The organism is Pseudomonas boreofloridensis (genome assembly GCF_030580795.1).
Lineage (GTDB): Bacteria > Pseudomonadota > Gammaproteobacteria > Pseudomonadales > Pseudomonadaceae > Aquipseudomonas > Aquipseudomonas boreofloridensis.
Genome location: NZ_JAUQOQ010000005.1, coordinates 97,759 through 111,004, shown reverse-complemented (window position 1 = coordinate 111,004; position 13,246 = coordinate 97,759). Strand labels below are relative to the sequence as shown.

The window sequence follows — 13,246 nt, the reverse complement described above, 5'->3', positions numbered from 1 at the left end:
TTCCTCTTTTCTTGTTATCGATGGGGGGTGTACTTCAGCGGCCTTTGAAACGCGCGACGTTGTCCTTGATCGTCGCGTCGGCCGCCGGCAGATCCAGGCGCTGGCCGGTGCCTGCGTCGAACAGCAGGACCCGTGCCGGGTCGAACTGCAGGTTGAGGCTGTCACCGACACGGCAGGCGACATCCGGCGCCAGTCGGCAGCAGACCTTGGTCTGGTTGAGGGTGACGAACACCAGCAGGTCCGGGCCGGTGGGCTCGAGTACCTGCACCTCGGCGCGCACGGCCGGCAAGCCATTGCCCTCGGTGGCGCCCAGGGCGATCTGTTCAGGCCGTACGCCGAGAATCACCTCGCGTCCTTCCAGCCCATCGCCGTGCACGCCCAACGGCAGTTCGCAGCGGGCCTGGCCGCTGTCGAGCTGGGCGAACAAGCGACCGTCCTGGCGGCTCAGATGCACCGGAATGAAGTTCATCGGCGGCGAACCGATGAAACTGGCGACGAACAGGTTCGCCGGATCGTTGTAGATTTGCTGCGGGGTGCCGAACTGCTGGATGATGCCGTCCTTCATCACCGCCACCTTGTCGCCCAGGGTCATGGCCTCGATCTGGTCGTGGGTCACGTACACCGTGGTGGTCTTCAGGCGCTGGTGCATCAGTTTCATTTCGGTGCGCATCTCGACCCGCAGCTTGGCGTCGAGGTTGGACAGCGGCTCGTCGAACAGGTAGATCTTCGGTCGCCGCGCCAGCGCCCGGCCCATGGCCACGCGTTGCTGCTGACCACCGGAGAGCTGGCTCGGCTTGCGCGTGAGCAGGTGCTCGATCTGCAGCAGCTTGGCCACCCGCGCCACCTCTTCGTCGATGGCGGCCTGGGGCATCTTGCGAATCTTCAGGCCGAACTCGATGTTCTCGCGCACGCTCATGGTCGGGTACAGCGCATAGGACTGAAACACCATGGCGATGTCCCGGTCCTTGGGGCTCATGCCACTGACGTCCTCGCCATCGATCAGGATCGCACCGCCGGTGATCTGCTCGAGCCCGGCGATGCAGTTCATCAGCGTCGACTTACCGCAGCCGGAAGGGCCGACCAGGATCAGGAACTCTCCGTCGCCGATGGCCAACTGGATGTCCTTGAGGGTATCCGGCAGGCCGCTGCCGTAGGTCTTGTTTACATTGCGAAGTTCGAGCGTTGCCATGACTTACCCCTTGACTGCGCCGGCGGTCAGGCCGCGCACGAAATACTTGCCCGCCACCACGTAGACCAACAGCGTCGGCAGCGCGGCGATCATCGCGGCGGCCATGTCGACGTTGTATTCCTTGGCGCCGGTGCTGGTGTTGACCAGGTTGTTCAAGGCCACGGTGATCGGCTGCGAGTCGCCGCTGGAGAACACCACGCCGAACAGGAAATCGTTCCAGATCTGGGTGAACTGCCAGATCAGGCAGACCATGATGATCGGCGTCGACATCGGCAGGATGATGCGCCGGAAGATGGTGAAGAACCCGGCACCATCCAGGCGCGCCGCCTTGACCAGCGCCTCGGGAATGCTCACGTAGTAGTTGCGGAAGAACAGTGTGGTGAAGGCCAGGCCGTAGACCACATGCACCAGCACCAGACCTGACGTGGTGCTGGCCAGGCCCAGCTTGCCGAGGGTGAACGAGGCTGGCAGCAGCACGGTCTGGAACGGCAGGAAGCAGCCGAACAGCAGCAGACCGAAGAACAGCTGCGAGCCGCGAAAGCGCCACATCGACAGCACGTAGCCGTTCAGCGCGCCGATGGTGGTGGAAATCAGCACGGCCGGCACGGTGATCAGGATCGAGTTGAGGAAATAGCCGTTGACCGTGGCCCAGGCCTTGGTCCAGCCGATGGCCGTGAACATCTGCGGCCAGCTCAACAGGTTGCCGGTGCTGATGTCTTCCGGGGTCTTGAAGCTGGTCAACAGCATGACCACCAGCGGCACCAGATACAGCAGCACGGCCACCAGCAGCACCGCGTGGATGGCCACGCGCCCCAGGCTCAGGCCGGGTTTGGCGACGACGTCAGTCATGGCGTTTGCTCCGCAGCTCGGAATACAGGTAAGGCACGAGGATCGCGAGGATCGCCCCGAGCATCAGGATCGCGCTGGCCGAGCCCATGCCCATCTGCCCACGGCTGAAGGTGAACGAGTACATGAACATCGCCGGCAGGTCGGAGGAGTAGCCCGGACCGCCAGCGGTCATGGCCGCCACCAGGTCGAAACTCTTGATGGCGATGTGCGAGAGGATCATCAGCGAGCTGAAGAACACCGGGCGCAGACTCGGCAGCACCACGGACCAATAGATGCGCGGCAGGCTCGCGCCATCGATCTGCGCGGCGCGGATGATCGAGGGGTCGACGCCGCGCAGGCCGGCGAGAAACATTGCCATGATGAAGCCCGACGCTTGCCACACGGCAGCGATCACCAGGCAGTACACCACTCGGTCAGGGTCGATCAGCCAGTCGAAGCGGAAACCGTCCCAGCCCCAGTCGCGCAGCAGCTTGTCCAGGCCCATGCCTGGGTTGAGCAGCCATTTCCAGGCGGTGCCGGTGACGATCATCGACAGCGCCATGGGATACAGGTAGATGGTGCGGATCATGCCCTCGCGGCGGATGCGCTGGTCGAGAAATACCGCCAGCAGCACACCGATCACCAGGGTGACGCCGATGAACAGGCCACCGAACACCAGCAGGTTCTTGCTCGCCACCCACCAGCGGTCGTTGTCGAACAGCCGCATGTACTGGGCCAGGCCCGCCCATTTGTAGGTGGGCAGGAAGGTCGAGGTGGTGAACGAGAGAACGAAGGTCCACAGGATGTAGCCGTAGAAACCCACCAGCACGATGAACATGCTCGGCGCCAGCACCAGCTTGGGTAGCCAGCGCTGCAACGCGTCCAGGGGTGAGGCCCGCAGGCGGGCGGTGGTCGTGGTCATGGAAGGGATACCCCGATGGAAGAAAGCACGCACGCTGCAGGCGCGGCGATTGGCCGCCCCTGCACAGCCTCAGCTATTGGGCAGACTTGATCGCTGCCGCCAGCTTCTTCGCCGCGTCGGCCGGCTCGGCTTTCGGGTCGTTCATGTAGTTGGTGATGACATCGAAGAAGGCGCCCTGCACGGCGAGCGTGGTCGCCATGTTGTGCGCCATGCTCGGCTGTAGGCCACCGGACTTGGCATCGGCCAGGAAGTCCTTGGCAGCGGTCTGCGCGCAGCTGTCGAAGCCGAACGTGTCCATGTGCTCGAGCATGTCGTTACGCACGGGGATCGAGCCCTTGTTGATGCTGAAGGTCTTCTGGAAGTCCTCGCCCAGCACCTTGCGCGCGATGTCTTTCTGGCCCTCGGCGGTGCCTTTGTCTTTCTGCTTGAACACCGCCAGCGAGTCGATGTTGTACAGGAAACCCTTGCCGGTACCGGGGAATGGCACGCACTGGTAGTCCTTGCCCGCGACCTTCTTGGCCAGGGTCCACTCGCTTTTGGCCCAATCGCCCATCATCTGCATGCCGGCCTTGCCGTTGATGACCTTGGCCGCTTCCAGGTTCCAGTCTTGGCCCTTGCCGTCCGGGTCCATGTAGCTGGCGACTTTCTTGAGTTCGGTGAGCGCCTTGATCATCTCAGGGCCAGTGAGGGTCTTCTCGTCGAGGTCGACCATCGCCTTCTTGTAGCCGTCCGCGCCCATCACGGCGAACACGACGGTCTCGAACACGGTGCTGTCCTGCCACGGCTGGCCACCGTGGGCCAGGGGAATGAAGCCTGCGGCCTTGAGCTTGTCGGCGGCGGCATAGAACTCTTCGAGGGTCTTGGGCGGCTGTTCGATGCCGGCCTTCTTGAACACTTCGGGGTTGATCCACAGCCAGTTGATGCGGTGGATGTTGACCGGAACGGCCACGTAGTCACCGTCGTACTTGACGGTGTCGGCGACCTTTTTGTCGAGCAGGCTATCCCACTTTTCTTCCTTGGCCACATCCTTGAGCACGTCGGTGTCGAGCAGGCCCGTAGACGCCCATTCCTGGATGTCGGGACCTTTGATCTGGGCGACGCCGGGCGGATTGCCGGCCACGGCGCGGCTCTTGAGCACGGTCATGGCCGTGGCGCCACCGCCACCGGCGACCGCGCCGTCCTTCCAGGTGAAACCGTCCTGCTCGACCTGGGCCTTGAGGACATCGACGGCGGCTTTTTCACCGCCCGACGTCCACCAGTGAACCACCTCCACACTCCCTTTGGAGTCGGCGGCCTGGGCACTGAGCGGCAGAAGCGAGGCGAGGGAAATAGCGGCGGCGAGACAGAGCTTGGAATTCATTGGAGTACCTTTCTTCTTGTTATGCAGTGCAAGACTGGCGCTTGCGTTGCATCGATTCTAGAGAGCGAGGCCGCCCCGTCAGGTAACGAAGCGATGCCTGAATGTCATCGTTTGGTGACATTCGCCTGGGCCAGGGCTGTAGTCAGGCTTGGCGCCAGGGCCAGGCGCGGCAGCAGCACGGCCTGATAGGCATGGTACAGGTCCGGTTTTCCGCCCCAGATGCTTGCGCCAGGGCGGTTCTGCGGATCCAGCTCATGGTGCCAGCTACCGTGGACCAGATCGATGAAATGCACCGCGATGAAATCCCAGAAGCGGCGATACCACTGCTCATAGTCGGTTTGTCCGGTACGGCGCAGCAGCGCGGCGGCGGTGGCGCAGGCTTCGGCGTGCACCCAATGCAGACGCGCGCGCACCACCGGGCGATTGTGCCAGTCGAGGGTGTAGACCAGCCCTGGCGCACCATCGACGTTCCAGGCGTGGCGGCAAGCCCCGGCGAACAGTGACCGGGCAGCCTCGCACAGCCAGGCCGGCACTTGCAGCCCGGCGCGCTGGCGCGATGCCTCCAGGTGCAGCAGCAGGCGTGCCCATTCGAAGGCATGGCCCGGCGTGCTGCCAAAGGGCCGGAAGCCGTCGGCGGGATTGTCGTGGTTGTAGTCCGGCAGCGGCTGCCAGTGGGCATCGAAGTGCTCGACCACCACGAAGTCATGAGCCGCGGCGTGATGCTGGATCAGCCGCTCGGCGATGCGCAGGGCGCGATCCAGCCAGCGGGTCTGGCCGGTGACATCGGCCAGGGCGAGGAACGCTTCGGTGGCGTGCATGTTGCTGTTGGCGCCCCGATACGCCTCGGCCTGCGACCAGTCCTCGGCGAAGGATTCGCACAGTGCGCCCTCCTCCTCGCGCCAGAAGTGCGCCTCGATCACCGCGATGGCATCGTCCAACAAGGGCCGGGCACCGGCAGCACCGGCCACCACCGCCGAACTGGCGGCCAAGGCGACGAAGGCGTGCAGGTAGGCGGTCTTGCTGCGCTCGCCTTGCTCACGCGCATCGATGTACCAGCCGTCGTGGCGCGTATCGCGCAGCGGGCCATCGAGCAACTCGGCCACGCCGTGGGTGACCAGCGGCAGGCAGCCGGGAATGCCCTGCACGTGGGCCATGGCGAAGCAGTGGATCATGCGGGTGGTGTTGAGGGTATCGGCCATCGCTGCGCCGGGCAGCGCACCGCGGGCATCGAGGCCGGCGAAGCCGCCGGGCAGGCGCGAGGCCTTGGCGAAGCTGACCAGACGCTGGCCTTCGCCCAGCAGCCAAGCCTGGTGGGCCGGCGAATCGAGCCAGCGGCCGGTGGGAAAATCGAGGCTGTCCATCAGCGGCGTGGTCCTTGCCAGGGACAGGCCGGGTGCCTGTCGTCAGCGGATTCTAGCCAGCCCTCTGCGCGAGCATGTCACGAAGGCCAGCGCGAATGTCACCAGGTCGTGACATCCACGCCTCGCCCCTGTCAGCTCACTCCATCAGCCGCGGCAGGCACAGCGTCACCCGCAGCCCGCCTTCGCGCAGGTTCAGCAGGCTTACCTCGCCGCCGTGGCTGTGGGCGATATTGCGGGCGATGCCCAGGCCCAGGCCATAGCCCTGCTGCTGCGCCGCCAGGCGAAAGTGCGGCTCGAATACCTGTTCCAGGCGCTGTTCCGGCACGCCCGGGCCCTGGTCGTCGACCTGCAACACGAAAGCCTCCGGGCCGTCGATGATCCGCAGGTGCGCGCGCTCGCCGTACTTGATGGCGTTATCGATGAGGTTGCCGATGCAACGGCGCAGCGCCAGTGGCTTGCCCTGATAGGGCGCCAGCACTTTTCCCTCGACGGTGATGCGTCCGTCGCGCAGGTAGGGTTCGGCAAGAATCTCCAGCACCTGGTTGAGGTCGACCGGCTCGATGTTCTCGTGAATGTCGGTGTCCTTGACGCACTGCAGCGCCCCCTTGACCAGCAGCTCCAGCTCGTCGAGGTCACGGCTGAACTTGGCCTGCAGCGCCTCGTCCTCGAGCAGCTCGACACGCAGGCGCAGGCGGGTGATCGGCGTACGCAGGTCGTGGGAGATGGCGCTGAACAACTGCGAGCGTTCGGTCAGGTAACGGCTGATGCGCTCGCGCATGGCGTTGAACGCCCGCCCCACTTCCACCACTTCGCTGCCGCCCGCCTCGGCCACCGGCGGCACGTCGGCGCCCAGCGACATCTCCCGGGCGGTACGTGCCAAGCGCTTGAGCGGCAGGCTCTGCCAGTGCACCAGCAAACCGATGAACAGCAGCAGCAAGGCGGTGGTCAGGACGATGAAACCGATCTGCTGACGCGGCAGGCCCTGGGGTTCGAGCCCCGTGTAGGGCTCGGGCAGCAACGAAGCGATGTACAGCCACTCGCCCTCGTCCAGGCGAATCTGGGTCACCAGCACCGGTGGATTCAGCGGTTCCAGGGTCAAGGCGTAGTGCGCCCAGGAGCGCGGCAGCTCATCGAGCTTCAGACCGCTGTTGAAGATGCGCAGGTCATCGGGGCTGACGAATTCGACGGAGATTTCCATGCCCTGGCCCAGGCGCTCATGCAGCACCTCACTCACCACTTCGATCACCGCCTGCTTGCGCGAGGTGACGGGCAGCACCGACATGTCCAGCGGTTTGTCGTTGAGCGAAACGAAGAAACGCGTGCCGCCCATGCTGCGCAGTTGATCGAGCACCATCGGCCGGTAGGCCACCGGCAAGGAGCGGAAATAGCTGACGCTGGCGCTCATGGAATGGGCCAGGCTGCTGGCGCTGGCGCGCAGCCCCTGTACCTGGCTGGCGCGCAGTTGGGCCAGCCAGATCAGGCTCGACAGGCCTTGGGCGATCAGCACCACCAGCAAGGTGAGCAGCAGCATGCGCCCCAGCAACGAGCGCGGCAGCAGGCGCCAGCGGCGCTCGACGCCCTGTTCAGCCGGCACAGCAGACATTCGCCGCGAGCAGGTAGCCACTGCCGCGCACGGTGCGGATCAGCCGAGGCGGTTTGTCGGTGTCGCGCAGCCGTTGGCGCAGGCGGCTCACCGCCATGTCGACGATGCGGTCCAACGGCATCGGTTCACGGCCACGGGTGGCATTGCCGATGGTGTCGCGGTCGAGGATCTGCTGGGGATGATCGAGAAACAGCTTGAGCAGGGCGAAGTCGGCACCGGAGAGAATCACCTCCTCGCCGTCGCGGTGGAACAGCCGGTGGCTGACCGTGTCCAGGCGCCAGTCGTCGAAGGCCAGCACTGCGCTGACGGGGCTCGCCGTGGTGAAGTCGCAGCGGCGCAGCAAGGCTTTGATCCGCGCTTGCAGCTCGCGCGGGCTGAACGGCTTGCCCAGGTAGTCGTCGGCGCCGAGCTCTAGGCCGATGATGCGGTCGGCCTCATCGGAACTGGCGGTCAGCATGATGATCGGCACCCGCGACTGGCGTGGATGCTGACGCACCCAGCGGCACAGGCTGAAGCCGTCTTCGTCGGGCAGCATTACGTCGAGGATCAGCAGGTCGTAGTTCCCGGCCTCCAGGGCACGGCGAAAACCCTGTCCGTCGGGTTCGGCCTGCACCTGCAAGCCGCAGCGGCTGAGGTAGGTTTGCAACAGCTCGCGAATATCCTGGTCGTCGTCGACCATGAGGATGGTCTTACCGGCAGTGCTCACAATGGAATCCCTTTGGTGGGGGCAGGTCTTGGTGCCTGCTGGGGGCATTGTATAAGCGCTGAGGCGGGCGCGGGGCAAGTCCGTGCGGTGTTGCGCCGCCAAGGACCGCCCCGCGCGATGGGGTTCACGGCATCAGTGGGCGAGCACCTGCTGCAACGCGACGCCGGCGCCGAGAAGCCCCGAGAACTCGGCTGTCACCAGCCACACCGGTACGCCGGGGAAGTAGCCGCTCATGCAGCCTTTGTCGGCGAAACTGGTGGCGAAGCCACTGCGCAGGAACAGCTCGACGAAGCGCGGGATCACGCCGCCGACGATGTACACGCCGCCCCGCGCGCCCAGGGTCAGCACATTGTTGCCCGCCACCCGGCCGAGGAAGCGCGAAAACTGCTCGATCACCGCCAGCGCGCGCGGCTCGCCGCCCAGCGCCGCCTCGGTGATCTGCGCTGGGGTCTTGTGCTGCGCCACGGCGCCGTCCAGCGCGCAGATCGCCTGGTACAGGCGCACCAGTCCGCCACCGCTGAGCACGGTTTCGGCACTGACGTGACCGATCTGGCCCTGGATGTGCTGGTGAATCGCAGCCTCACGGGCGTTGCCCACCGGCAGGTCGACGTGGCCGCCCTCGCCCGGCAACGCCATCCAGTGCTTGTTCAGGTTGAGCAAGGTGCCCACCCCCAGGCCAGTGCCCGGTCCGATGATGAGCGCCGGACGCGCCTGATCGGCCTGGCCCGGACACACCTCGACGAACTCGCCCGGCTTGAGCCGGGTCATGCCCAGGGCCATGGCGGAAAAGTCGTTGAGCAGCAGCAGGCGCTGGACCTGCAAGGTGTTGCAGAACGCCGTGCGGTTCAGCCGCCAATGGTTGTTGGTGAAGCGAAAGTCGTCGCCGTCCACCGGCCCGGCCACCGACAGGCAGACATCCGACACGCCGCCACGGGCGATGCCCTGCTCGTGCAGATAGGCCTCGATGGCCTGCTCGGGGCTGGAATAATCCGCCGTGGCCAACACCTGCACCGCGTGCAGGTCGTTGTCGCGCCACAGGGCAAAGCGTGCGTTGGTCCCACCAATGTCGCCGACCAGCAAGGCCTTCATTTGAATCGCTCCAAAGCCGAGGTAAAGGCGCTGGCGCCCTGCTCTGCCGGGCTGAATGCCATGCGCATGAAGCCGAACAGCTCGCGGCCGCAGCCCAGGTCATTGCCCTGGGGTGCTTCAGGCTGATCGCGCCCGGCCAGTTCTTCGGCCGACACCATCAGTTGCAGCGTACCTTCGACACCGTCGACGCGCACGATATCACCGTCGCGCACCTTTGCCAGCGGGCCGCCATCGAAGGCTTCCGGGCACACGTGGATCGCTGCCGGGATCTTGCCCGAGGCGCCGGACATGCGCCCGTCGGTGACCAGCGCGACCTTGTAGCCACGGTCCTGCAGCACCCCGAGGAACGGCGTGAGCTTGTGCAGCTCAGGCATGCCATTGCAGCGCGGGCCCTGGAAGCGCACCACGGCGACGAAATCACGCTCCAGTTCGCCGGCCTTGAAGGCATCGGCCAGCGACTGCTGGTCGTGGAAAATGCGCGCGGGGGCTTCGACCACCTGGTGCTCCGGGGCAACGGCGGAGACTTTCATCACGCCACGACCAAGGTTGCCCTCCATGACCCGCAGCCCGCCCTCGGCCGAGAAGGGACGGGCCACCGGGCGCAGGATGCTTTCGTCCAAACTCTGCAACGGACCCTCGCGCCAGACCAGCGTGCCGTCCTCCAGGAACGGCTCCTGGGTGTAGCGACGCAGACCATGTCCGGCCACGGTATTGACGTCCTCGTGCAGCAGCCCGGCATCGAGCAGCTCGCGGATCAGCAAGCTCATGCCGCCGGCCGCCTGGAAGTGATTGATGTCGGCCTTGCCGTTGGGGTACACGTGCGACAGGGTCGGCACCACCTCGGACAGGTCGGCCATGTCCTGCCAGGTGAGCTGGATACCCGCGGCCTGGGCGATGGCTGGAATGTGCAGGGTGTGGTTGGTCGACCCCCCGGTGGCATGCAGCGCGACGATGGAATTGACCAGCGCCTTCTCGTCGACGATTTCGCCCAAGGGCATGAAGTTGCCGCTGGCCTTGGTCATGCGCGTGACCTGCTGCGCCGCCTCGGCGGTGAGGGCATCGCGCAGCGGCGTGTAGGGGTTCACGAACGAGGCGCCCGGCAGGTGCAGGCCCATCACCTCCATGACCAGTTGGTTGGTGTTGGCGGTGCCGTAGAAGGTGCAAGTGCCGGGACTGTGGTAGGACTTCATCTCCGATTCCAGCAGTTCTTCGCGGCTTGCCTTGCCTTCGGCGTAGCGCTGGCGCACGTCGGCCTTTTCCTTGTTGGAAATGCCCGAGGGCATCGGCCCGCCTGGCACGAAGACGGTCGGCAGATGACCGAAGCGCAGCGCGCCCATCATCAGCCCAGGCACGATCTTGTCGCAGATGCCAAGCATCAGCGCGGCATCGAACATGTTGTGGGAAAGGGCGATGGCCGTGGACATGGCGATCACTTCGCGGCTGGCGATCGCCAGCTCCATGCCTGGCTCGCCCTGGGTGACGCCGTCGCACATGGCCGGCACGCCACCGGCGAACTGACCGACCGAGCCGATCTCGCGCAGGGCCTGTTTGATCTGTTCAGGGAAATGCTGGTAGGGCTGGTGCGCCGAGAGCATGTCGTTGTAGGCCGAGACGATGGCGACGTTGGCCGCGTTCATCATCTTCAGACTCTGCTTGTCCTGGCTGCCACAGCCGGCCACGCCGTGGGCGAAGTTGGCGCATTGCAGGCTGGCGCGCATCGGTCCTTCGCTGGCCGCGCCGCGAATGAGCTGAAGGTAGCGTTCACGGGTGGCACGGCTGCGTTCGGTCAGCCGGGCGGTGACCTCGAGGATGCGCGGATGCATGTACTGAACTCCAGGCTAGGGTAAGGGCGATCTGAACCGATCTCGGCGCTGGCGGCCATTGCCACCTAGGCTCAAGGCAGGGGCGAAAGGCTCGCCGGGACGCCCGGCTCGATCACTCGTTGTAGATTTACAAAAATATTGCCACTAAAAATGCTTGTTTTCTATCAGGGAGTGAATAATCTTGTAATTCCTATAACAAAACCGTTTCAGTGAGGCTGTCGCGTCTTTGTGCCACAAGCTTCACCCGAACTGCCAGAGGTAATGCCATGACCCTTCGCATCGCGATCAACGGATTCGGCCGCATCGGACGCAACGTCCTTCGCGCACTCTATACCCAAGGCTACCGTCAGGACCTGCAGGTCGTCGCCATCAACGACCTGGGCGACAGCGCCATGAACGCCCACCTGCTCAAGTACGACAGCGTTCACGGCACCTTCGACGCCAGTGTCGAGGCCGACCACGAAAGCATCACGGTCAACGGCGACCGCATCAGCGTGAGCGCCATCCGCAACCCTGCCGAACTGCCCTGGAAAGCCGAAGCCATCGACGTCGTGTTCGAATGCACGGGGCTGTTCACCGAACGCGAAAAAGCCGCTGCGCACCTGAGCGCCGGCGCCGGCAAGGTCATCATCTCGGCACCGGCCAAGGGCGTGGATGCCACCGTGGTGTATGGCGTCAACCACGACGTGCTGCGCGCCTCGCACCAGATCATCTCCAACGCGTCGTGCACCACCAACTGCCTGGCGCCGATCGCCCAGGTGCTGCAGCGCGAGTTCGGCATCGAACAGGGCTTGATGACCACTATCCATGCCTACACCAACGATCAGGTACTCACCGACGTCTACCACAGCGATCCGTACCGCGCGCGTTCGGCCAGCCAATCGATGATTCCGAGCAAGACCGGCGCCGCCGAGGCCGTGGGCCTGGTACTGCCGGAGCTGGCAGGCAAGCTCACCGGCATGGCCGTGCGGGTGCCGGTGATCAACGTGTCGCTGGTGGACCTGACCGTCAACCTCAAGCGCGAGGTCTCGGCCGACGACGTCAACGCGCTGTTCCTGGAAGCCAGTCGCCATTCGCGGGTGCTGGGTTACAACAACCTGCCGCTGGTGTCGTGCGACTTCAACCACAACCCGCTGTCGTCGATCTTCGACGCCAACCACACTCGCGCCAACGGGCGCATGCTCAAGGTGCTGGCCTGGTACGACAACGAATGGGGCTTCTCCAACCGCATGCTCGACAACTGCCTGGCACTGTTCAACGCGCGCTGAGTCGCATCACGGGCTGGCAATCAAGCTGTTCGACGCGTCCAAGGCTGGCTCGCGGTCGAGCAGCTTGCTGCGCCAAGCTGGAATAGCGGCGTCTTCTACATCCAGGCGTTTCAGCCACTGGTCCGCGGCCCAGCCCACCAGCCGCAACTCACCATCGTGGGAACCGCCGTGCAACGGGCCGACGGTTTCACAGCGGATGCCTTTCAACAAGTGGTTGAGCAAGACGTAAGGCGCCGGGCGCGGGTCTTCGGCGTCGCCGGCCAGGTAGGGGTAGGCGCCGGATTGGATGATCGATCCGGCACCGTAGTCATAGAAGGCGAAGTGACTCGGCGGCAATTGCGCGCGCAGCGCCGAGACGCCTCCGGCGCGCTCCAGACGTGCATGGTCGAGCACGGTCAGCCAACTGACGGTTTTGATGCTGACCGGCTCGAACCCTGGGGTCGTCGTCAACAGAGCGGCCGTGCCGGCATCCAGCCCCGGCATACGTTCGGCCATGAACGCTTCGGTGGGTTGATTGGCGTCGCGGCGCGTTGGGGAAAGGTTGTAGGCGTGTCCTGCGTGGCCGTGTTCGGGTGCGAGTCGATGGCAGAATTTATGCATGAGATTCAAAAAGTGCAGGGGGTGCTGCTCTTGATAAAGCAACGGTACCGAGAACTCCATGACACTGAGGTCGTCCCCCATGGCTGCTTGCCATGCGGCCTGTGCAAAAATACTGAAGCGCCAAAATGGGGCATCTAAAGATTGCTCACCGCTACTGTAGTAAACGCTAAATGGATGATGCTCACTGAGCCCAGCCAATAGCTTCCGTAACGGCTTGGCCTTACTATAGTCAAGCAGGGGTTTTCCATCTAACGGTTCTTCTCGCCATAACCATTTCAAGTGCGGCTCGGCGTACTGCCTGAAATCATCTAAACATTGGCACAATGCCTCGCGCACGATGAGCATGTGTGCACCCTTGAAGTAAAGTGTGCCCCTCAGGCAGAGCGCAGCCCCCACATAATCTTGGCGACCACTCTTCATCAAGAGACTGCCTGGCAGTTGCAGCAAGTGCGCATGCACAGAAAGAGCTTCAGCGAGATTGAATTCAGATTGCATAG

11 protein-coding genes are annotated in these 13,246 nt (G+C 64.4%); 1 reads left to right on the top strand and 10 read right to left on the bottom strand.

Annotation, left to right across the window (positions count from 1 at the left end; genetic code table 11):
• Positions 1-34 precede the first annotated feature (34 nt).
• From Q6A47_RS08015 to edd, 9 genes are all read right to left on the bottom strand, one after another.
• The gene (locus Q6A47_RS08015) at positions 35-1,189 is read right to left on the bottom strand and encodes an ABC transporter ATP-binding protein (RefSeq protein WP_304483878.1); all 1,155 of its coding nucleotides are present in this window, start codon (positions 1,187-1,189) and stop codon (positions 35-37) included.
• A 3-nt stretch (positions 1,190-1,192) separates the two neighbouring features.
• Positions 1,193-2,038 carry a carbohydrate ABC transporter permease gene (locus Q6A47_RS08010; RefSeq protein WP_029613367.1) on the bottom strand — a complete coding sequence of 282 codons (846 nt, stop codon included), beginning with the start codon at positions 2,036-2,038 and terminating at the stop codon, positions 1,193-1,195.
• Entirely contained in the window at positions 2,031-2,939 is a 909-nt protein-coding gene (locus tag Q6A47_RS08005; protein WP_029613368.1) for a carbohydrate ABC transporter permease, read from the bottom strand. Before Q6A47_RS08005 ends, Q6A47_RS08010 begins: the two co-directional genes overlap by 8 nt.
• Before the next feature lie 73 nt (positions 2,940-3,012).
• A complete protein-coding gene (locus Q6A47_RS08000; RefSeq protein ID WP_029613369.1) occupies positions 3,013-4,299 on the bottom strand; it encodes an ABC transporter substrate-binding protein in 1,287 nt (428 codons plus the stop codon).
• A gap of 104 nt (positions 4,300-4,403) precedes the next feature.
• Positions 4,404-5,660 carry a D-mannose isomerase gene (locus Q6A47_RS07995; RefSeq protein WP_304483875.1) on the bottom strand — a complete coding sequence of 419 codons (1,257 nt, stop codon included), beginning with the start codon at positions 5,658-5,660 and terminating at the stop codon, positions 4,404-4,406.
• A 136-nt stretch (positions 5,661-5,796) separates the two neighbouring features.
• Entirely contained in the window at positions 5,797-7,191 is a 1,395-nt protein-coding gene (locus tag Q6A47_RS07990) for an ATP-binding protein (RefSeq protein ID WP_369811446.1), read from the bottom strand.
• 52 nt (positions 7,192-7,243) lie between these two features.
• Positions 7,244-8,017 (bottom strand): response regulator, encoded by a 774-nt coding sequence (locus Q6A47_RS07985; RefSeq protein WP_369811437.1) that lies wholly within the window; start codon positions 8,015-8,017, stop codon positions 7,244-7,246.
• A gap of 84 nt (positions 8,018-8,101) precedes the next feature.
• A complete protein-coding gene (locus tag Q6A47_RS07980) occupies positions 8,102-9,058 on the bottom strand; it encodes a glucokinase (RefSeq protein ID WP_295484162.1) in 957 nt (318 codons plus the stop codon).
• Positions 9,055-10,881 carry a phosphogluconate dehydratase gene (gene edd, locus Q6A47_RS07975; RefSeq protein ID WP_304483870.1) on the bottom strand — a complete coding sequence of 609 codons (1,827 nt, stop codon included), beginning with the start codon at positions 10,879-10,881 and terminating at the stop codon, positions 9,055-9,057. Before edd ends, Q6A47_RS07980 begins: the two co-directional genes overlap by 4 nt.
• A gap of 266 nt (positions 10,882-11,147) precedes the next feature.
• Here edd and gap point away from each other — a divergent pair, with 266 nt between their 5' ends.
• Positions 11,148-12,149: a type I glyceraldehyde-3-phosphate dehydrogenase gene (gene gap / locus Q6A47_RS07970; protein WP_304483868.1), complete on the top strand. Its 1,002-nt coding sequence runs from the start codon at positions 11,148-11,150 to the stop codon at positions 12,147-12,149.
• 6 nt (positions 12,150-12,155) lie between these two features.
• Here the strand turns inward: gap and Q6A47_RS07965 are convergent, their stop codons facing one another.
• Positions 12,156-13,244 (bottom strand): DUF3396 domain-containing protein, encoded by a 1,089-nt coding sequence (locus Q6A47_RS07965; RefSeq protein ID WP_304483866.1) that lies wholly within the window; start codon positions 13,242-13,244, stop codon positions 12,156-12,158.
• Positions 13,245-13,246: the final 2 nt, after the last annotated feature.

Excerpts from the sequence above, each read along its gene's own strand:
- Q6A47_RS08005 (WP_029613368.1), bottom strand. The coding sequence starts at position 2,939 with ATGACCACGACCACCGCCCGCCTGCGGGCCTCACCCCTGGACGCGTTG.
- Q6A47_RS08000 (WP_029613369.1), bottom strand. The coding sequence starts at position 4,299 with ATGAATTCCAAGCTCTGTCTCGCCGCCGCTATTTCCCTCGCCTCGCTT.
- Q6A47_RS07965 (WP_304483866.1), bottom strand. The coding sequence starts at position 13,244 with ATGCAATCTGAATTCAATCTCGCTGAAGCTCTTTCTGTGCATGCGCAC.
- Q6A47_RS07985 (WP_369811437.1), bottom strand. The coding sequence starts at position 8,017 with ATGCCCCCAGCAGGCACCAAGACCTGCCCCCACCAAAGGGATTCCATT.
- Q6A47_RS08015 (WP_304483878.1), bottom strand. The coding sequence starts at position 1,189 with ATGGCAACGCTCGAACTTCGCAATGTAAACAAGACCTACGGCAGCGGC.
- Q6A47_RS07980 (WP_295484162.1), bottom strand. The coding sequence starts at position 9,058 with ATGAAGGCCTTGCTGGTCGGCGACATTGGTGGGACCAACGCACGCTTT.
- Q6A47_RS07995 (WP_304483875.1), bottom strand. The coding sequence starts at position 5,660 with ATGGACAGCCTCGATTTTCCCACCGGCCGCTGGCTCGATTCGCCGGCC.
- gap (WP_304483868.1), top strand. The coding sequence starts at position 11,148 with ATGACCCTTCGCATCGCGATCAACGGATTCGGCCGCATCGGACGCAAC.
- Q6A47_RS07990 (WP_369811446.1), bottom strand. The coding sequence starts at position 7,191 with ATGCTGCTGCTCACCTTGCTGGTGGTGCTGATCGCCCAAGGCCTGTCG.
- edd (WP_304483870.1), bottom strand. The coding sequence starts at position 10,881 with ATGCATCCGCGCATCCTCGAGGTCACCGCCCGGCTGACCGAACGCAGC.
- Q6A47_RS08010 (WP_029613367.1), bottom strand. The coding sequence starts at position 2,038 with ATGACTGACGTCGTCGCCAAACCCGGCCTGAGCCTGGGGCGCGTGGCC.